The sequence below is a fragment of the Bradyrhizobium sp. T-1 genome (assembly GCF_053592855.1).
The window spans coordinates 6,983,605-7,003,781 of sequence record NZ_CM132115.1; the positions used below are offsets into that span (position 1 = coordinate 6,983,605).

At 64.8% G+C, this 20,177-nt stretch carries 11 protein-coding genes; 3 read left to right on the forward strand and 8 right to left on the reverse strand.

Translation table 11 applies throughout. The features are described 5' to 3' along the window. Window positions 1-43: 43 nt before the first annotated feature. The 6 genes from ACWAT4_RS33355 to ACWAT4_RS33380 form a co-directional block, all read right to left on the reverse strand. Window positions 44-739, reverse strand: coding sequence for an ABC transporter ATP-binding protein (locus tag ACWAT4_RS33355; protein WP_212426912.1), 696 nt, complete (start codon window positions 737-739; stop codon window positions 44-46). Then, the gene (locus ACWAT4_RS33360) at window positions 739-1,509 is read right to left on the reverse strand and encodes an ABC transporter ATP-binding protein (RefSeq protein ID WP_212299972.1); all 771 of its coding nucleotides are present in this window, start codon (window positions 1,507-1,509) and stop codon (window positions 739-741) included. The genes ACWAT4_RS33355 and ACWAT4_RS33360 overlap by 1 nt, the downstream gene beginning before the upstream one ends. Beyond that, window positions 1,506-2,798, reverse strand: a complete 1,293-nt coding sequence (locus ACWAT4_RS33365; RefSeq protein ID WP_449729094.1) for a branched-chain amino acid ABC transporter permease — start codon at window positions 2,796-2,798, stop codon at window positions 1,506-1,508. Before ACWAT4_RS33365 ends, ACWAT4_RS33360 begins: the two co-directional genes overlap by 4 nt. Further along, window positions 2,795-3,742 (reverse strand): branched-chain amino acid ABC transporter permease, encoded by a 948-nt coding sequence (locus ACWAT4_RS33370; RefSeq protein WP_212299974.1) that lies wholly within the window; start codon window positions 3,740-3,742, stop codon window positions 2,795-2,797. Before ACWAT4_RS33370 ends, ACWAT4_RS33365 begins: the two co-directional genes overlap by 4 nt. Before the next feature lie 121 nt (window positions 3,743-3,863). Beyond that, the gene (locus ACWAT4_RS33375; RefSeq protein WP_449729095.1) at window positions 3,864-5,096 is read right to left on the reverse strand and encodes a branched-chain amino acid ABC transporter substrate-binding protein; all 1,233 of its coding nucleotides are present in this window, start codon (window positions 5,094-5,096) and stop codon (window positions 3,864-3,866) included. 252 nt (window positions 5,097-5,348) lie between these two features. Next, complete coding sequence (locus ACWAT4_RS33380; protein WP_449729096.1) at window positions 5,349-6,788, reverse strand: lipopolysaccharide biosynthesis protein; 1,440 nt, start codon at window positions 6,786-6,788, stop codon at window positions 5,349-5,351. A gap of 256 nt (window positions 6,789-7,044) precedes the next feature. Between ACWAT4_RS33380 and ACWAT4_RS33385 the strand changes: the two genes are divergently transcribed. Together ACWAT4_RS33385 and ACWAT4_RS33390 are read left to right on the forward strand one after the other, a co-directional pair. Beyond that, window positions 7,045-8,133 carry a glycosyltransferase gene (locus ACWAT4_RS33385; RefSeq protein WP_449729097.1) on the forward strand — a complete coding sequence of 363 codons (1,089 nt, stop codon included), beginning with the start codon at window positions 7,045-7,047 and terminating at the stop codon, window positions 8,131-8,133. A 100-nt stretch (window positions 8,134-8,233) separates the two neighbouring features. Then, window positions 8,234-9,301 (forward strand): endo-1,4-beta-xylanase, encoded by a 1,068-nt coding sequence (locus ACWAT4_RS33390; RefSeq protein WP_449729098.1) that lies wholly within the window; start codon window positions 8,234-8,236, stop codon window positions 9,299-9,301. A 22-nt stretch (window positions 9,302-9,323) separates the two neighbouring features. Here ACWAT4_RS33390 and ACWAT4_RS33395 read toward each other — a convergent pair whose 3' ends face one another. Continuing rightward, window positions 9,324-10,118 carry a protein-L-isoaspartate O-methyltransferase family protein gene (locus tag ACWAT4_RS33395; protein WP_449729099.1) on the reverse strand — a complete coding sequence of 265 codons (795 nt, stop codon included), beginning with the start codon at window positions 10,116-10,118 and terminating at the stop codon, window positions 9,324-9,326. Continuing rightward, window positions 10,115-13,579 (reverse strand): ATP-binding protein, encoded by a 3,465-nt coding sequence (locus ACWAT4_RS33400; RefSeq protein WP_212426905.1) that lies wholly within the window; start codon window positions 13,577-13,579, stop codon window positions 10,115-10,117. The genes ACWAT4_RS33395 and ACWAT4_RS33400 overlap by 4 nt, the downstream gene beginning before the upstream one ends. A gap of 135 nt (window positions 13,580-13,714) precedes the next feature. Here ACWAT4_RS33400 and ACWAT4_RS33405 point away from each other — a divergent pair, with 135 nt between their 5' ends. Further along, window positions 13,715-20,143: an amino acid adenylation domain-containing protein gene (locus ACWAT4_RS33405; protein ID WP_449729100.1), complete on the forward strand. Its 6,429-nt coding sequence runs from the start codon at window positions 13,715-13,717 to the stop codon at window positions 20,141-20,143. Window positions 20,144-20,177 lie beyond the last annotated feature (34 nt).

Genomic DNA, 20,177 nt, shown 5'->3' on the forward strand with positions numbered 1-20,177 from the left:
CGATGGCGCTCGCCTTACGCCAGTTCGCCGTCTGACAACGGCGTCAGACTTCGAGCCATTCCTGCCGTACGGCCGCGTTGGCCTTGAGCTCGTCCGGCGTGCCTTCGAACACGACGCGGCCGTGGCCCATGATGTAGACGCGCTTGGAGATGCGCATCGCGATCGAGAGTTTCTGCTCGACGAGGAGAATGGCGACGCCCGCCTGCGCGATCCGCGCGATGAGGTCGCCGACCTGCTGCACGATCAGCGGCGCGAGGCCTTCGGTCGGCTCGTCGATCATGATGAGGTCCGGATCGCCCATCAGCGTCCGGCATGTCGTCAGCATCTGCTTCTCGCCGCCGGACAGCACGCCCGCGGCCGTATCGGCGCGCGCGGCGAGATTGGGGAACATGTCGAGCATGTCCTGAAGCCGCCATTTGCCGGGATGGCGCGTATCCTTGATGCCGAGCAGCAGATTCTGGCGCACCGTCAGGCTTGGAAAGATATCGCGATGCTCAGGCACATAGCCGAGCCCAAGGCGCGCGATCTTGTAGCTCGGCAGGCCTGCGATGTCCTTGCCCTTGAAGCGGATCGTGCCTTGCGGGGCGACCTCGCCCATGATCGCCTTGACCGTGGTGGAGCGGCCAACGCCGTTGCGACCGAGCAGGCTGACGACTTCGCCGGCGGCCACGTCGAGATCGACGCCCTGGAGGATGTGGCTCTTGCCGTAATAGGCGTGGAGATCCCTGACCTCGAGCATCAGTGCGCTTCCTCGCCGAGATAGGCTTCCTTGACCTTGGGATCGCGCCGAATCTCTTCCGGCGTGCCCGAGGCGATGATGTGGCCGTAAACCAGGACCGAGATGCGGTCGGCAAGGCCGAACACGACGCTCATGTCGTGCTCGACGATGACGAGCGTCTTGCCCTCGGTCAGTCGTCGGATCAGCGATACCGCGCGGTCGGTCTCGGCGTGGCTCATGCCCGCCGTCGGCTCATCCAGCATGACGACGGTGGCCCCGCTCGCGATCGTGATGCCGATCTCGAGCTCGCGCTGTTCGGCGTAAGTGAGCAGGCCCGCCGGAACATCGCGACGATGCGTGAGATGAATGTCGTCGAGGATCTGCGCGGTACGCTCGCGCACCTCGGGCAGGCTGTCGACGTTCTTCCAGAACGCGTAGCGATGGCCCGTCGCCCACAGCACGGCGCAGCGCACGTTTTCCCAGACCGTCATGCGCGCGAACACGTTGGTCACCTGGAATGAGCGCGAAAGGCCACGACGGTTGATCTCGAAAGGCCGCAGGCCCGAGATCAGATCGCCGTTCAGCTTCACCTCACCCGAGGTCGGCGCGATATGGCCGCTGATCAGATTGAACGTCGTCGATTTGCCGGCGCCGTTCGGCCCGATAATGGCGTGCCGCTCCCCCCTGGCGACGCTGAGATTGAGGTCGCGAATGATGCCGACATTGCCAAAGCGCTTTTCGACGGCGCGAACTTCAATGGCTGCGGTCGTGCCAGATACCGCTTCGCTCATGCCAAATACCCCCGGTCACGCGCCACCGTAGCGGCGCGATCCCATGCGTCCGCGATCCGCCGCCAGGTCAGCCGCGCGACGTAGAAGCCGCCGGCCACCAGAACCGCAGCGGTGAGCCAGGTCACCGGCGATGTCGCGTTGAAGGCAACGCCGAACAGATTGATGGGATCGCCACCGGAGAAACGGGCGACGGTCTCGATGGTCAGGATCACGCCGCAGGCCAGTGCGACCGTCGGTACGATCGCAACGAGATAGGACGGAATCACCGTCCATAGCGTCCCGGCGCGGATCAGCGGCCGATGCATCATCAGCAGGCCGGCAATGCCGCCCGGCGAGTACATCACGATCCCGATGAAGATGATGCCGAAATAGAGCTGCCAGACCGTGGTGAGGCTGGTCAGCCCGAGTTGGAGATAGGTGACGAGGATCGCGCCCAGGATCGGGCCGAAGAAATAGGCGGTGCCGCCGATGAAGGTCGAGAACAGCACGAGACCGGACTGGATCGCGCCGAGATAGGCGGAGTTCGCGATCTCGAAATTGATCGCGGCGAGACCGCCGGCAACGCCGGCGAAGAAGCCGGCAAAGCAGAATGCGATGTAGCGCACGACGTGCGGATCGTAACCGATGAACTGGACGCGCTCCGGATTGTCGCGGACCGCATTGCAGATCCGTCCGAGCGGCGTGCGCGTCAGCGCGTACATCGCAATGGCAGACAGCACGAGCCAGAAGGCGATGAGGTAATAGACCTGAAGCTGCGGCCCGAACGACCAGCCGAACAGCTTCGGCAGCGCAGTCCGGTCCGTGGTGATGCCGGCCTCACCGCCGAACACCGAGCGCAGGATCAGCGAGGACGACGCCACCAGTTCGCCGATGCCGAGCGAGATCATCGCAAACACGGTGCCGGCACGCTTGGTCATGACCCAGCCGATGATGACAGCGAAAACGAGCCCGCCGATCCCGCCGAACAGCGGGATGAACGGCAGCGGGATCGGCCAGCCATGCGACACCACCGCATTCATCATGTGGCAGGCCGCGAAGCCACCGAGTCCGTAATGAACAGCGTGGCCGAACGACAGCAGCCCGGTCTGACCGAGCAGGATGTTGTAGGACAGCGCGAACACGATCGCGATGCCGATCAGGCTGAAGGAGGTCAGCGAGCCGCCCGACGAGAAGAGCATCGGCAGCACGATCAATACGATGATGCCGAGCGCCCAGACGCCATAAAAGCGCAGGCTTCCGCCGGCAGGATCGGCGACCGCCTTGGAGGTCGAAGTCATTGCGGTGGTCATGATTCGCGCGTCCCCATCAGGCCCATGGGGCGTACGATCAGAATGATCACGAGCAGGACGTATGGAACGATCGGCGCGACCTGCGCGATCGTGACGTTCCAGATGTCGGTGAGAACGGACGGCCCCGCCGACGGATCGAGCGGCCCGAAGGCGCTCGCCAGCGAGCCATCGAGCGCCACGGCGAACGTCTGCACCAGGCCGATGACGAGCGATGCGATGAAGGCGCCAGGCAATGAGCCGAGGCCGCCGAACACGATGACCACGAACAGGATGGGTCCGAGCGAAGCGGCCATGTCGGACTGCGTCACCAGGGCGGGACCTGCAATGACGCCGGCAAGGCCGGCGAGCGCGCTGCCGACCCCGAACACGGCCATGAAGACGCGCCCGACATTGTGGCCGAGATGCCCGACCATGTGCGGATGCGTCAGCGCCGCCTGCACGATCAACCCGACGCGGGTGCGCTTGAGCACGATCAGAAGCGCCACGAAAATGATGATCGAGACGGCCAGCATGAAGATCTTGTAGGCGGGGTAGTTGGTCGAGAAGATCGTGAAGGCCGGGAAATCCAGGAGCGACGGCACGCGATAGTCGAGCGGGCTCTTGCCCCAGATCATCGAGACGATCTCTTCGATCGCGAACGCCAGACCAAAGGTCAGCAGCAACTCGGCGACATGACCGTGCTTGTGGGTGTTGCGCAGGCCGTAGCGCTCCACCGCCATGCCGATGGCGCCGACCAGAAGCGGCGCCAGCACCAGCGCTGGCCAGAAGCCGATCCATTTCGTGAGCTGGAAGCCGAAGAAGGCGCCGAGCATGTAGAAGCTGGCATGCGCGAAATTGAGCACGCCCATCATGCTGAAGATGACGGTCAGCCCGCTCGACAGCAGGAAGAGCAGCATGCCGAACAGCACGCCGTTCAGGGTCGAAATGACAACGAGTTCAAGCACAGCGCACTCATGAATGTCCGGGGCCACATGGCCCCGGCGAACATCGTCCAAGCTATCAAATGCATTCCGGCCGCCACCGTCCCACGAGCAATGGCCGCGAGACGGCGACGTGCTTTAGAGATTACGGCCGCACCATCTTGCAGGTGGTGGAGACTATGGCCTGCGGCGTATCGACCCTGGAAACCAGATGCCAGCCCCAACCGGTGCTCTCCTCGTCGAACGGCTCGTTCGCGGCGAGCTTGCCGAAGGAGGAGACGTAGATCGGCTGGAAGAACTGGTGATCGTCCTTGCGCATGACACCCTGGCCACCGTCGAGGACCTCGAACTTCATATCCTCGAGCGCCGCCGCCACCTTCACGGGATCGATCGAGTTGGCCTTCTCGGCCGCAGCCTTGAACATGCGCATCTCGTTGACGGCACGCGGATACCACAGCGACAGGTTCACCTTGGCGCGGAAGGCCTTCTCGAAGTCCATCGCACCCTGATTGCCGGAGTTGGGGAAGCCTTCGGTGATCTGGAAGACCTGGTGATCGAGACCGGTCTGCTTGATCGCGGTCGGACCGCCGGCGCCACCGGCGTAGTAGGTATACCAGTTGACCTTCAGGCCGGCATCGGCCGCGGCCTTGAGCAGCAGCGCGAAGTCCTGACCCCAATTGCCGGTGACGACGCTGTCGGCGCCGGACGCCTTGATCTTGGCGATGTAGGGGGAGAAGTCCGTGACCTTGAGCAGCGGGTGCAACTCGTCGCCGACGATCTGGATGTCGGGCCGCTTCGCGCCGAGCATCTTGCGCGCATCGGCGCGCACGGACTGGCCGAACGAATAGTCCTGATTGATCAGATAGACTTTCTTGATCGACTGGACGTCCTTCATATAGTTGGTGAGCGCCTCCATCTTGATGTCGGAGCTGGCATCCCAGCGGAAATGCCAATAGCTGCATTTCTCGTTGGTCAGGCTCGGGTCGACCGCGGCATAGTTGAAGTACAGAACTTCCTTGCCGGGATTGCGCGTATTGTTCTTGGTGATGAAATCCGAGAGCGCCGCGGCGACGGAGGAGCCGTTACCCTGCGTGATGTAATGGGCCCCGGCGTCGATCGCCTTCTGGGCCTGCACCAGGCTTTCCTGCGGATTGGTCTTGTTGTCCAGCGGCATGATCTCGATCTTGTGGCCGAGAATGCCACCCTTGGCGTTGAGCTCGTCAGCCAGATATTGGAACGTCTTGAGACCGCCCTCGCCGACACTGGCACCGCCGCCGGAGAGCGGATCGATGTAGCCGATCTTGATGGTATCCTCGGCCGACGCGGCATGACCGAGCATCGGGGCGATCACGGCAATGGCCAAAGTGAGCTTGCGCATTATTTCGTTTCCTCGCTGGCTAACGACTTTAGTCGGTGGGCTTTTTTGCGCATGATTCAGCGCAATTTCAAAACCCTTATGAGCAGAACGAACTTTGCTTTTCAAGCGTAACAGAGCATGGTCAGGGGCAGCCGCGACGAAATGTGACGCGGCTGCCCTGCTCGTCCGCAACATTCCGCGGCAAGGAATAGAACGCAAGGGGAAACTTGTGCAGCGCAGGCGTCGCTCTGGACCAGGCTGCGCTTCGTCAGGCTATTGGACGCCCAGCGCCCTGCGATTGAATGTCCGCAGGAAGCGCAATGACAGCGTCCGCACGTTCGCGACATTCAGCAGCCACGCCGCCGCGACGTAAGCGAGACCGCCTGCAGCGCTCACGATGATCAGCGCCACGATCCCGGTGCCGCTCACCTGCGAGCGCGCGAACAAGATCGCCCCAGCCATGGCCGCGGCCGATGCAGCGACTCCGGCAAGCCTGATGACATCGAACGGCACGGGATGGGCCCGGTACGTCAGCACGACCGCGACGCCAAAGCCGATCGCCTCGGTCGCGAGCGTCGCCAGCGCCGCGCCATAGATGCCGTAGCCCGTGACCAGCGCGAACATCAGCGTCACGCCGACGATCAGCGTAAGGAACGACTGCGCCGCCAGCATGAACGGCCGCTCGGCGAGCTGGAAGCTGATCTGGACGTAGAACTGATTGGTAATGCCGAAGAAGCGGGCGAGCACCAGCGTCGGCAGCAGCGCGGACACGCCGGCGCGAAAATCGACACCGACGAGGGTGCCGGCGACCTGGTCCGCCGCGAGCGCGAGCCAGACCGCGACGGGTGCAACGACGACGAGCAGCAGCTCGAGGCTCTCGGTCAATCGTTCCCGCGTCGTGGCGTCGTTCTTCTCCGACAGCGAGCGGAACACCAGCGGCACGGTGGCCGCGGCAACGCTGCCAGCGATCATGACCATGAACTGGCGCGGCAGTTCGGCGGCGACGCCGAAAATACCGGCGGCATCCTTGCCAAGCAACCAGGCGACGACAAGCCGGTCGCTGGCCGAGTAGACCGCGACCGAAAGCCCGGCCAGCGTCAGCGGCAGGCCGTAGCGCGCGAGCTGCATGAACTGGCTGCGCGAGAAGCCCGCGATCCTGGTGCGATCGCCGACGAGATTGAGAACGATGCCGGTGAGCGAGCCCAGCCCAAACGCCGCGAGCAGGCCCATGCCACCCCAGCTGAGCCAGATCCCGAGCAGGCCGAAACCCACGCTCGACACGCTGCGCACGATCGAGATCGCCGCGAAGCGATAGGGCCGCAACTTGGCGCGCTCGAACTCCTGGCCGACATCGACCGCATTCGACATGATCGCGACAAACATGCTGGCCAGCACCAGCTCGACACTGACGTCGCTGCGGAACAGGAACACCAACGGGGTCGCGGCGCACATGGCAACGACCGTGAGGGCAAAGGCGACCATAGCCGTGCCGCGAAAATCCACATCGCCCGACATCGCCTGATAGCGCGACACCGAGAGCTTGATCCAGACGAAGAAGATCGCGCCCAGAATGCCGGCGATGCTCATGCCGACGACATAGACGCCATACTCCGCCGGCGTCAGCAGCCGCGTGTAGGCGGTGACCGCGAAGAAACCCACCGCCGCAGGCAGGATATGGGCGACGAGATAGATGGAGAAATGGCGATTCAGCATGCGTGCACGGGACCGGCGGCCTTGCAATCAGGCCGTTCATCAGTTGGCCTTGGCGTGGCGATTGGACTGCGCCGCAGCATCCCCCAAGGTAGTCATTTAAGTCTGCAAATCGGCCGCCTAATGGGTGCGGCTCCGCCGGTTTCGCGCGTTAGCGTTAAATTTGCCCTGTCCTTGAACGGGCCGCCGCGATCACGGAAAAGAAACCATGATTTCAGGACGTCGCCCGAGCTTTGGTTAATGTGTGGACGTGACTAAGATGGACGTTGTCGAACGTTTGCGGGCAAACCCGGCCTCCCTGCCCCATGGCGGGACGGATGCGTCCCTGGTCCCGGCCTCTCCTACGGACGGGGGCGAGCGGATGACGCTCAATTTGTTCTTCGAGGAGAGGGACGACCGCTGGTTTCCGGGCGACCGCCACGTCCGGCCGCTGCTGCGGCGCATGCTGCTCGGCAAATCCTGGATCAGCGGCCAGCGGCGCGTGTTCCTCAATCTCTGTGCCGGGCTCGACCGGGTCGGGATCCGCTATCGCGTCAACGATTACGGCCATGCCCGCAAGCACCCGGAGGAGCTCGCCTGCATCATCGGGCGCCCTTTCGTGCTCGACTGGTTTGCATGGCAGAACCCGCTCCTGCTCGGCGTCGTCATGTACAACCATCCGATCGAAATGCCGGAGCGTCTCCAAGACCTGAACACCAAGACCATGCTGGTGCCCTGCACTTGGTACGCGGAGATGTGCCGGCCATATTGGCCGCATGTCGAGGTGTGGCCGGTCGGCATCGAAACCGATTTGTGGACGCCAACACCGGCCGCGCAGAAGAGCGTCGACGTGCTGCTCTACGACAAGGTGCGCTGGGAACACGCGCGCTATGAGAGCGAGTTGATCGGGCCGATCCGCCGGCATCTCGAAGCGAGCGGCCGCTCGGTCGAAGTGATCCGCTACGGCCATTACAAGGAAGACGACTACAGGACAGCGCTGGCGCGCTGCCGCAGCATGGTCTTTCTCTGCGAGCACGAGAGCCAGGGCATCGCCTGCCAGCAGGCGCTGTCGAGCGGCGTGCCCGTGTTCGCCTGGGATCGCGGCGGGCCCTGGCAGGACCCGGAGTATTTTCCCGACAGGGTGAATTACGAAGGCGGCGTGTCCTCGGTGCCCTATTTCGATGCACGTTGCGGCCGCAAGTTCATCGACGCGACCGGCTTCGTCTCTGGCTGGAGCGACTTCTGGTCGCACGTGAGTGCGGGCGACTTCGCGCCTCGCGATTATGTGATGGACAATCTCACGCTCGAAAAGGGCGCGCTTCACTATTACGGCATCGCCGAGGCGGCGATGCAGCGCCAGGCGCGCTGACAGGGCCGTTCGCGAAAGTTAACCCAACAAAGGGAAACCCAGGCGTCGCAAGGCACCGCTTGGTACGATGGTGTGTTGGTTTCGGAAGGACTGCCGCCGCGTGACGAAGCTCGACAGACGACAATTTCTCCTCGGTAGCGCCGCAACACTCGCGGCGAGCACCTCGGCGTCAGCACTGCCGGTGTCGAAGCTTGCGCAGCGTCGTCCGGGCTATGGGGCGGCCGCCACGCTCTGGGACCTGCAAGCCGACCCGCGGGTCGGCGAGGCCATCAGCACCTATTGCACCCAAGTGGTGCCGGTGCTCGAGCTGAAATGGCCGATGCTGCGGCCGGACGCGCACACCTTCGCCTTCGAGCGCGCCGATGCCATCTGGGATTTCGCGCAGAAGAACGATCTGGCCATGCGCGGCCACACCCTTGCCTGGTATCACGACATTCCAGACTGGACCAAGCAGATCAAGGATTCGAAGGGTGTCGAACGCGCCTACGTCGATCACATCTCGACCGTCGTCTCCTATTACAAGAACAAGCTGACCTCGTGGGACGTCGTCAACGAGCCCATCCCCGACAATCCCAGAGGCGTCACCGACCGGCGCGATACGTTCTGGACGCAGCATCTCGGCGACCGCTGGATTCCGCTCGCCTTTCGCACGGCGGCCGCGGCCGATCCCTACGTCAAGCTCGCGATCAACGAATACGATATCGAGTCGGCCAAGGATTCGTTCATTGCCAAGCGTGCGGCCTTCCGCAATCTCATCATGAGCCTGCTCGACCAGGGCGTGCCGCTGCACGCCGTCGGACTGCAATCGCATCTGCATGCCGAGCTCGATATCGATACCCATGGGCTCGCCGAATTCGTCACCGAGCTCCGCGCGTGGGGCCTCGAGGTCTACGTCACCGAACTCGACGTCGACGATCAGAAGCTGACGGGAAGTCCTTCGGAACGCGACGCCATCGTTGCCAAACGTGTCGACGATCTCCTGACGGCGATCTCGACCAGCGGGCCGGTACGCTCGATCCTGACCTGGGGCATTTCTGACCGCTACAGCTGGATCAACGGCATCGTCACTCGCAAGGACAAGCAGCCCAACCGTCCGCTGCCGCTCGATGGCGAGTTCAAGCCGAAGCCGTTCATGGACGTCATCAGCAAATTCACGAAGGACGTCTAGGACCTAACGCAGGAAGGCATTGTTAGCCATCCGACGGCAGCCCCTGCGCGATGCCGCGAAAGCGCAGCGGCGCCAGGGTTGATGCCCGCTGCCACCAGTCGGCAACGCGATCGTCGAGCGCCGTGAGTCCACGGCCCTGACCAGGGAAGATCCGGATCTGCTGCACCGCCTCGGCCTCGAACGCCCTGCCCTTGCGCGTGATCTTGAGGGCGGCACCTTCACGGTCCCGTTGCGTCAGCGGCACCAGCAGGCGGCCGTGCGGGCGGAGCGATTGAAGCCAGAGCGGATGCGGATGCGAGAAGCCGGCATGCACGATGATGACATCGGCCGGCTCGCTGATGTCCCGGCAGCCATCGCCGCTGATAACCCCGACATTCGGATAGGGGCGAAGATAAGCCGCTGCGCGCGCTGCGAGCCGCTCATCGCATTCGATGGCCTCCACCCGGCCCCTCGGGCCCACGATCTCCGACAGGATCGCCGAGAAATAGCCGAGCCCGCAGCCGATCTGGACCACACGGTTCTTCTCTCCGACGTCGAGCACATCGATGAAGTGCGCCCACAGGCTTGGCAGTCCGGTGTCGAGCTTGCGGCGCGCGTCGATGGCGACCAGCACATTGTCGTAGAGATGGACGGGGTCGGCATCGGGTGTCAGGCGATAGCTGCGCGCCGCCTCGCTCTTGATGCGCCACGGCCCCTTCGCCAGAAAGTTTTCGCGCGGCACCGCCGCCAAGGCTGCGAGGAGGCGCGCCGAGGAGATCCGTTCCCGCTTTGCAATCAGTTCGACATAGCGCGCCCGCGCAGCGGACAAATCGCTCATTTCACCGGATCGGCCTGCGGACGAGCGGGTGTGTCGCCACCGAGCTCGTGCACGAGCTGCATGGCGAGCTTCAGGTCCGGCGTCAGGAAGCCCTCGTTGAACTTGCCAACGATCGGCAGGAGCAGAAGGCTCGCATGCTCGCGCTTGCCGGCCTCATGCGACAGCCGCGCAAGGCTGATAGCGGTCCTGAGCTCCCAGGACAACGCGCCCTGCTTGCGCGCCGTCTCCAGCGACAGGGCGAACAAATCTTCGGCATCCTGCACCGAAGCCGGATTGCCGTCCGACAAGGTGATCTCACCCTGCAGGCGATAGACCTCGGCAAGGTAGGAGTGATCGCCGGTCCGTCTCGCGGTCGCCAGCGCACCATCCAGTGCGCGCAGGGCGGCATCGCGCATGCCAACCTTGGCATAGGCTTCCGCGAGCAGGCAGCGGAACCAGCAGCCGGCAAGCCAGGAATCCATTGCCTCGTATTCGTCGAGGCCGGAGCGCATCTGGCTGATGCCCTCTTCGGCCTCGCCGAGCTGCGCAAGCGCCCAGCCGCGCAGGATCGTGGCCTGCTGCTTCCAGTGCAGGAAATTGTGCTCGGTGGCGATAATCATGGCGCGGTTGGCGTGATCGCGCGTGCCCTCGATATCGCGCAGGTGCTGGCAGAGATAGGCGCCGAACACCAAGGCGAAGGCAAGCGAGAAGGGATGGCGGATCTTCTCCGCATGCTGGATCGCCTGCTCGCTGTGCTGGCGCGCCGCATCGGGCTGGCCGAGGAACCAGAGAAGGTAGCCGAGATAGGACAGCGAGACGACACCGGGATCGGTGCCGTGACGCTCCATCAAATCGGAGTGCAGATCGGGACTGTAGAGATCGATGCAGCGGTGCAGATGATGCTGCGCGGCCGCGAAGCGCCCGCGATAGAGCATCGTCATCGCGATCGAGCGGTGCGCCTCGATCAGATAGCCGGTCTGCTGCGCGGGCTCCGCCCGCTCGTTCAGTCGTTCGCGCTTGGCGAACTTCAACAGCTCGACGCTGAGATCGTGCGCGCGGGTGAGGTCGGCGCGGATGAAATGGCAGACCCAGAGCCCACGGGTGGCGGCAAAGGCCTTCTCGTCGTCGTCGAGCTGCTGGCCAAGCTCGAGGGCGCGGATGTAGTTCTCCTCGACCTCCTGCACGGCGTAGCCCTTGGCGGCGATCAACGCATTGCCGAGTGCAATGCGCAGCTCCAGCTCCATCTCGTCGGCCCCCTGCATGCGCGCATTGGCCTGCACCACGCTCAAGCCTCGGCGCAGATGGCCGATCGCCTCCAGGTTGGCGCCGCTCCTCGCCGCCTGCTTGCCGGCCTTGAGCCAGAAGCTCGCCGCGCCCTCGCTCTGACCGGATTCGGTGAGATGATAAGCGAGCAGCTCCGGCTCGCGCTCGGTCTTCTCCGGATACATCTCGGAAAGCACCTGGGCGATGCTGGCATGCAGCTTGCGACGCTCGCTGTGCAACAGGCTTGCATGCGCCGCGTTCTGGATCATCACATGCTTGAAGGAGTAGAGCGCGTCAGGCGGATGGCCGCGACGCATGATCAGCCCCGCCTCCTCCAGATGCGTCAGCGCCGCCTCGATCTGCTCCGCCGGCGTGCTCGCGACCGCGTGCAGGGTCTCGTAGGAGAACTCGCGGCCGATGGTGGCGCCGATCTGCGCAATCCGCTTGAACGGCCCCATCCGGTCAAGCCGCGCCATCAGCGAGTCCGTCAGCGTCGCCGGGATCGCGAGCTGCCGCCACGGACCTGAGAGCACGTAGCGCCCGTGACGCTCGGTCAGGAGATTGGATTCAAGGACCGTTTTGGTCAGCTCCTCCAGGAACAGCGGCACGCCATCGGTCTTGACGATGATCTCCTCGACGACCTCCTTGGGAAGCTCTCTGCCGGCAACGCGCTCGACCAGCGTCGTGCGCAACGGCCGGCTGAGCCTGTTCAGCACCAGCGTGGTGATATGCGAATGCGCGTTCCAGCTCGGCTGGAATTCGGAGCGCGCGGTGATAATGGCAAGGATCGGCCGGTTCTGCACCCGGTCGACCAGCAGATCGACCACCTCGCGGGAGGTCGGATCGATCCAGTGCAGATCCTCAAAGGCCATCACCAGCGGCATCTCGCGCGCGAGGCCCAGGAAGTGATTGACCAGCGCCGCGACAGTCGCGTCCTTTTGCTGCTGCGGCGACAGATCGAGCGGCGGATAGCGCTCCCCGGTCGGGATCGACAACAGGGCAGCAAACAGCGGCGCCACCTGCTCGATATCGCCGTGGGCCGCAGCAATCGCCGTCTCCAGGCTCGCCAACGACAACGCGGACGCATCTTCGCGGTCGAGGCCGAGCGAGAATTTGAGCTGCTCGACGAACGGATAGAAGGCCGTCGAGGTGTAGTAGGGCGAACACTGGAACGAGACCTGCCCGTGCCGGTCGCCCGAAATCCTTTCAAAAATCTCCTGGATGATGCGCGACTTGCCGATGCCGGGCTCGCCGAACTTGACGACGACCTGGCCATCGCCGTCCTTGACCTGCTGCCAGCGCCCCATCAGCAGCGCGATTTCCTCCTCGCGATTGACGAGCGGGGTCAGCCGCGTGCCCATGGCAGCGGCAAAGCGGGTCTCCACGCGCGTGGCCCGCACGACGTGCCAGGCCTGGGCCTTCTCCGAGATGCCCTTCAGCGCATGGGCGCCGAGATTGCGATAGTCGAACTTGCCCTTCAGAAGCGACTGCGTCGAGGCGGAGATCACCACGCCGTTGGGCGGCGCCAGCGCCTGCAGACGCGCGGCAAGATTGACGGTCTCGCCGACCGCGGAATCGCGTTCTTCCGTGCCATGGCCGACGAGGTCGCCGACCACGACGAGGCCGGTCGCGATTCCGATGCGAACGGCGGGAGCATGGCTGAGCGCACCGCGCGGCTCGATCGCGCGCGCCGTCGAGAGCACCCGCACGATCTCGAGCCCGGCGCGCACCGAGCGTTCGGCATCGTCCTCATGCGCGGTCGGATAGCCGAAATAGACCAGAATGCCGTCGCCGACGAAGCGTGCGGCAAAGCCTTCGTAATGCTTGACCACGCGCACGCAGGTTTCGCGGAAGCTCGCGATCATGTCGCGCACGTCTTCGGGGTCGAACTGGGCCGAGAGCGCGGTGGAGTCCACCATGTCGCAGAACATGGTGGTGAGCTGACGCCGCTCGGCGCCGACCTCGGTACGAGCCGGCGGGCGCGCGGGTGCGACCGGCGCCTCCGCCGTCTCGGCCTGAAACAGCGCGGCCATCGCTCGCTGCAGCCGCTTGCGATCGCCGAGCGGCAGTCCGAGCTCGGCAAGATCCGCCTCGGTCAGGTCCCCCATGACGTCCAGATCGAGGCGGTGCTGCGCGAAAAGGTCGGTGTAGTGGCCAAGACCGACGCCTTCGAGCCAGCGCTTCAATCCGACTTCCGTCTCGGCCTCTTTCTCCAGCATGGTGATCCCGCCCGACACTCTCTCCGTCGAAGGGCTTAAGGTCCCTCAACCACAGATTTTGGGGCCCAAACTTCACCTCGGACTGGACGCATTCCCTAACTCTTGGGAAGAATAGCCCAATCGGATCAAAAAGGAATGGCATTGTCGGGGATTGCATCCCGGGAGCAAGAGGGATCGGACGGCCTCGGCGCCGAAGCCGTTACTGTCGGCCGCCTTCTCGCCTTCCACGCCCGAACGACGCCGACGGCGCCCGCTCTGCTCGCCCCCGGCCGGCCGCCGCTCAACTATGGCGCGCTCGGCGCCAGGATCGAACATCTCGTCCAAACGCTGCGCGGGCTCGGCATTGCATCTTCCGACCGGATCGCTGTTGCGCTGCCGCGAGGAGCCGACAGCGCGCTGGCTCTGATCGCGGTTGCCTCGGCCTGTGCCTGCGTCCCCGTCAATCCCGATCTGACGGCGGACGAACTGCAACGCTATTTTAGCGAATTGAAGCTGACGGCGCTCGTGACGCGGGCCGACATGAACTCAGCAAGCCGCGACGTCGCCAAGACGCTCGATATCGCTGTGATCGACTTCGTGCCGGGGCCGCAGACGGATCTCGGCGGCTGCGAATTCACTGGCCCGACGATCGGTCCGGCCAGCACGAATGGCGGCGCGAGCGCCGAGGACGATGCGTTCATCCTGCTGACGTCGGGCACGGCGGCACGGCCGAAGATGGTGCCGCTGACGCACCGCAATGTGTGTCTCTCCGCACAAAATGCCGGTCGCGTGCTGTCACTCGTTCCGCATGATCGCCTGCTCAACGCGCTGCCGCTGTTTCACGCCCATGGATTGATCTCCGGCCTTCTGACCGCACTCGCGGCGGGCTCCAGCGTGATCTGCACCAATGGTTTCGACGCGCCGTCCTTCTTCGGCTGGATGCGGGATCTGCAACCGACCTGGTACACGGCCGTGCCGACCATTCATCGCGCGCTGCTGACAGCGGCCGAAGCCGACCCCGACCGCGTCCGATCGTCATCGCTGCGCGTGATCCGCTCTGCCTCGGCCTCGCTGGCACCCGCGATCCTGAACGGACTGGAGACGACGTTCGGCGTCCCCGTGCTCGAAACTTACGGGATGACCGAAGCGGCCTCGCAGATCGCAGCCAATCCGTTCGAGTTGCGCAAGATCGGCTCGGTCGGCCGCGCCGCGGGTCCCGAGATCGCGATCATGGACGAGACCGGCCGCGCGCTTGCAAGCGGCGAGCGTGGCGAGATCATGCTGCGCGGGCCGAACATGAGCCGTGGCTATCACAACGACGAGGCGGCGACGCAGGCCGCGTTCCGCAACGGCTGGTTCCGGACCGGAGATCTCGGCTATCTCGATGCCGACGGCTATCTCTTCATCGTCGGCCGCATCAAGGACGTCATCAACCGCGGCGGGCAGAAGGTGTCGCCGCTGGAGGTGGAAGAGGTGCTGCTGGCCCACCCGGCGGTGCTGGAAGCCGGGGTCTTCGCCGTTCCCCACACAAAGCTCGGCGAGAACGTCGCCGCCGTCGTGGTGCTGCGTTCCGATTCCGGGGCGACCTCCGACCAACTGCGCCAGTTCGCGCGCAAACGTCTTGCCGCCTATAAGGTTCCGAGCCTGATCGGCAGCGTCGCCGCGCTGCCGAAGGGCGCCAGCGGCAAGGTCAAGCGCAACGCGCTGGCCGCGCTGATTTCAACGGAACATGACGACGACGAGAAGCAGCAGCCGGGCAACGCGCTGGAGGCCCAGCTCGCGGAGATCTGGGCCAATCTGCTCGAGCTTCCGAGAGTAGGCGTCGATCAGGACGTGTTTGCACTCGGCGCGGATTCGCTCGCGGCGACGCAGATGCGTTCGCGCCTGCGCGAGCGCTTCAACGTCGACTTCTCCTTCGAGGACATCTTTGATTGCGCCACGGTCAGGGCCCTGGCGGCCCGGATCGAGGCCACGACGCATCGCGATCCGATGCTGCCGGCATGGCGCCAGACGACTTCCGGGGAAGACGCGCCGCTATCGTTCCAGCAGCAGCGGATGTATGTGCTCTCACGGCTGGACCAGACGCGCTACAATTACAATGTCGTCGAGGTCGCTCTGCTCAAGGGCGTGGTCGACGTCGCAGCGCTACGCGCGAGCCTCGCGTCGATCTGCACAAACCAGGAAGCTCTGCGCTCGGTCTTCGTCGAACGCGAGGGCGAGCCTGTGCAACGCGTGCTTCAGACGCTGCCGCGGTTCGAGCGCATCAAGCTCGAACCCTGTCCTGCGCACCGGCTGCCGGCGGTCGTCAGGCGCGAGGCGCTGAAGCTCGCGCAATATCCGTTCGATCTCGCCCGCGAGCCGCCGTTGAAGATCACGCTACTCTCGTTCGACAAATCAAGCCATGCGCTGGTGGTCAACGTCCATCATCTCGTCACCGATGGCTGGTCGCAGCGGCTGTTCTGGGAGGCGCTCGCCGCAGCGTATTCCGGGCCGCGCAAGCAAAGCGCGGCGGAGCTGCCCTCACCCAGCTTCCAATATCGCGACTTTGCGCGGTGGCAGCAAAGCTGGGCGCAATCTCCCGCAGCGAAGGAGCAGCTCGATTACTGGCGGGCGCAGCTCGACGGCGTCACCACGCTGCCGCTGCGGACCGACCGGCCGAGGCCAGAGGTCTGGAGCGGCCACGGCGCTCGTCATTATTTCGAATTCTCCAAGTCGCTTTCGGCCGGCATTCGCACGCTGAGCCAGGATCAGGGCGTGACGCCCTTCATGACGCTGCTCGCGGTGTTCCAGTGTCTGCTGTTCCGTCATACCGGGCATGAGGACGTCGCGACAGGATCGTTGATCGCAAACCGCAACCAGATCGAAAGCGAGCGCCTGATCGGACTGTTTGCCAACACGCTGATCCTGCGCAACGATTTTGGCGGTGATCCGACCTTCGGCGAAATGCTGCGGCGGGTGCGCCAGGTCACGCTCGATGCCTTTCGCAACCAGGACCTTCCGATCGAGGAAGTCCTCCGCGTGTTGCAGATCGCACGAAGGACGGATGGCAATCCGTTGTTCCGGATCATGTTCATCCTCCAGAACGCCTCGATCGAGGCCGCGCGGTTCTCCGGCCTGTCGACACGCCGGCTGGAGGTCGACCCAAGAGTCGCGCGCTTCGACATCACGCTCGAGCTGGTCGAGGCCGAGGGCCGCTTCACCGGCTTCTTCGAATACGCCAGCGATCTGTTCGACGCGGTGACGATCGAGGGCATGGCCGCTCAATTCAAAACCCTGCTCAAGGCGGTCATCGCCAATCCCGAGCAGCGCATCTCGCGCCTGCCGCTGCTGACGGACGCGGAACGCCGGAACTTGCCCGCGAAAGGCCGGACGGCCAATTTCACCACGCGCGGCAATCTCTGCGAACGCTTTGAGCGGCAAGCAAAGAAGACGCCGAATGCCATTGCCGTATCCGATGGACATCTCGCCCTGAGCTATCGCGAGCTGGCACGCCGGAGCCAGGCGATCGCGCGCTGGCTTACCCGCGAAGGCGTTGGCGCGGAGGCGGTGGTCGCACTGCTGGCGGATCGCGGCCCCGACCTGCTCGCCGCGATGATTGGAGTGCGGCGCGCCGGCGCGGCCTTCCTGAACCTCGATCCCGAGCAGCCACCGGCACGGCTCGCAACCATCCTCGGATCGAGCTGCGCAACCGTACTGCTGACGGGGCGCATGCAGGCCGCCATGGTCGACGCACTGCTCGAGCCGCTGGTTGCGCGCATCCAGGTCGCCGAGATCAAGGATGCGCTGGCGCGGGACTCGGTCAGGCCGGTGCGCGCGGTGCGGCGCGCGAGTTCGAGCCTCGCCTATCTCATCTACACGTCCGGCTCCTCCGGTGCGCCGAAGGGTGTCATGATCGAACAACGCGGGCTGTCGAACCATCTGGCATCGCTCATTTCCGAGCTGGGCCTCACGCCTAAGGACGTGATCGCGCAGACCGCGCCGCAGAGCTTTGTCATCTCGGTCTGGCAGTTCCTTGCCGGTCCCATGGCCGGCGCACGCGTCCATGTCTGCGGCAATTCGGTCGTGCAGGACCCGATGCTGCTGGCGCGGGAGATCGAACGCGAGGGAATCACGGTCCTCGAGATCGTGCCCTCGTTGCTCCGCGTGATCCTCGAACGCCTCGACGAGGCGCCCATGCAGCGCGCCTTTGTCAAGCTACGGCTTCTGATCTCGACCGGCGAGCCGCTGCCGGTCGACCTTTGCCGCGCGTGGTTCGCCCGCTGCCCGAAGGTGCCGCTGATCAACGCCTATGGCGCTTCTGAATGTTCCGACGACGTCTCCCTGCATCGGTTGACCAAGGCGCCCGCCGCAACATCGATCAACGTTCCCGTCGGTGCGCCACTGCCCAATACCCAGCTCTACGTGCTCGGTCCTCATCTTGAGCCGCAGCCGATCGGCGTGGTTGGCGAGCTCTGCATCGGGGGCGCCGGCGTCGGGCGCGGCTATATCAACGATCCCACCCAGAGCCGGCAACGCTTCATCCCCGATCCGTTCGCGCGCGCAGAGGGCAACCGGCTGTACCGTACCGGTGACCTCGCCCGGCGCCGCGCCGATGGGACGATCGAATGCCTCGGTCGCGCCGACCTTCAGGTCAAGGTCCGCGGCTACCGCGTCGAGCTCAAGGAGATCGAGGCTGCGCTTGCCGACCACGAAAGCGTGCGCGCCGGCATCGTCGAGCCGCGGCGCGACGCCAATGGCGATGTCAGGCTGATCGCCCATATTGTCGCCAAATCCGACAGCCAGACCAGCGCCAACGCGCTGCGCGACTTCCTCAAGAGCCGGCTGCCGGGCCACGCGATCCCGTCGGCGTTCCTGTTCCTGGATCAGGTGCCGCTGAATGCCCATGGCAAGCTCGATCGCTCCGCCCTGCTCGCACCCGCGCAACACGAGGCCGCAGGGACCGAGGCGGCGGTGCCGGCGCGACGCTTCACCGAAAGGGTGCTGTCCGACATCTGGATTGATCTGCTGAAGGTCGAGAACCTCGGTGCCACCGACAATTTCTTCGACCTTGGCGGCCATTCGCTGCTGGCTGGCCAGGCGATGGCGCGCGTTGCCCGTGCGCTCGGGGTCTCGCTGCCGATCAAGACGATTTTCGAGGCACCGACGATCGAGGAGCTCGCCCGGCGGGTCGACGAGGCCGTGGCCACGAAACTACAAGAGCCTGCGACCGGCGTTCCGCGCCTGTCCGAAACTGGAGCTCCAAGGCTGTCGATCGCGCAGGAGCAGATGATGCGGATCGAGCAGAACCTGCCCGACCTGCCGCTGTTCAACCTGCCCTTCGCCTTCCACCTTGAGGGTCCGATCGATCCACGCCTGCTGGCGCAGGCGATCGACGACATCGTGCGCCGCCATGAATCATTGCGGACAGCGTTCGGCTGGAACGGCGAGGAACCGGTTAGCCGCATCGATGCGCCAGCCATGTTAGGCCCGGTCCTGACCGTCGAGACCATCGGTGACGGGCTGCCCCACAACAACAAGCGACGCAGGGCGCTCGAGCGCAGGAAGATCGAGCTCCTGATTGCGCAGGAAACTTTTACCCCGGTCGACGCCGCCCGGACGCCGCAGCTGCGGGCACGGTTGCTGCGCCTTCACGCCGAGGATCATATTTTGCTGCTGACGCTGCATCACGCCATCGCCGATGGCTGGTCGATCGGCGTGCTGTTCGAGGAATTGTCGAGCCGCTACGCCGCGCTGATGGGCCATCCGTCGGCGCCTTTGCCGAAGATGCCGCTCGCATTCTCCGACGTCGCACGCTGGCAACGCTGGTGGTGCGGTACCGAGGCGGCCCGCCGGCAGGCTGCCGACTGGACCGAGAATTTGCGCGATGCTGCTCCTCTGTTTGACGGCGAGGCCCGCCCGGGCGCATCGAGCGGCCATCATCCGCTCAGCCTGAAGCACGACCTGGTCGCCCGCCTCACGGCCTATGCGCGCCAGCACAACGCCACGCTGTTCATGTGTCTGCTCGCCGGCCTGAAGGCGCTGCTGCTGGCGCAGACCGGACGCACCGACATCGCGGTCGCCACCGCCATGGCCAACCGCGCCCAGCCGGACACCGAGCGGATCGTGGGCCCGTTCGAGAACACCGTGATCGTCCGCAGCCAAATCACGCCGGATCTGTCGTTCACGCAGGCCTTGGGCCGGGTGCGCCAAAGCGTGCTCGATGCGCATACGCGGCAGGAGCTGCCGTTCAACATCCTCGCCGATCATCTGGAGCAGGAAGGCATCGATCCGGCCTCGCTGCTCCAGGTCTATTTCACGCTGCAAAATCCGCTGCGTCAGCCGCTCGACCTGCCCAATGTGACGGTGCGATCAACCGGAAACGTCGCGCGCGAAGGCCAGCCGGTGCTGCCGGTCGACCAAACCTGGCTGTCGCTGATGCTGAAGGAGCGCCCGAACGGAATTACGGGTTCATGCAATTACAAGCGCGAGCTGCTCGACGGCGGCGTGGTCGGCGCCTGGATGGAGGATCTCGTCACGCTGCTGGAGGACGCCCTCACCCAACCCAATGCGCCGCTCCACCGGCTGCTCGATCGCCGAGCGGCATGACCGGTTGTGCAGGACAGGCGAATAAGGGTTCACG

Excerpts from the sequence above, each read along its gene's own strand:
- ACWAT4_RS33385 (WP_449729097.1), top strand. The coding sequence starts at position 7,045 with ATGGACGTTGTCGAACGTTTGCGGGCAAACCCGGCCTCCCTGCCCCAT.
- ACWAT4_RS33380 (WP_449729096.1), bottom strand. The coding sequence starts at position 6,788 with ATGCTGAATCGCCATTTCTCCATCTATCTCGTCGCCCATATCCTGCCT.
- ACWAT4_RS33400 (WP_212426905.1), bottom strand. The coding sequence starts at position 13,579 with ATGCTGGAGAAAGAGGCCGAGACGGAAGTCGGATTGAAGCGCTGGCTC.
- ACWAT4_RS33375 (WP_449729095.1), bottom strand. The coding sequence starts at position 5,096 with ATGCGCAAGCTCACTTTGGCCATTGCCGTGATCGCCCCGATGCTCGGT.
- ACWAT4_RS33360 (WP_212299972.1), bottom strand. The coding sequence starts at position 1,509 with ATGAGCGAAGCGGTATCTGGCACGACCGCAGCCATTGAAGTTCGCGCC.
- ACWAT4_RS33405 (WP_449729100.1), top strand. The coding sequence starts at position 13,715 with ATGGCATTGTCGGGGATTGCATCCCGGGAGCAAGAGGGATCGGACGGC.
- ACWAT4_RS33395 (WP_449729099.1), bottom strand. The coding sequence starts at position 10,118 with ATGAGCGATTTGTCCGCTGCGCGGGCGCGCTATGTCGAACTGATTGCA.
- ACWAT4_RS33365 (WP_449729094.1), bottom strand. The coding sequence starts at position 2,798 with ATGACCACCGCAATGACTTCGACCTCCAAGGCGGTCGCCGATCCTGCC.
- ACWAT4_RS33355 (WP_212426912.1), bottom strand. The coding sequence starts at position 739 with ATGCTCGAGGTCAGGGATCTCCACGCCTATTACGGCAAGAGCCACATC.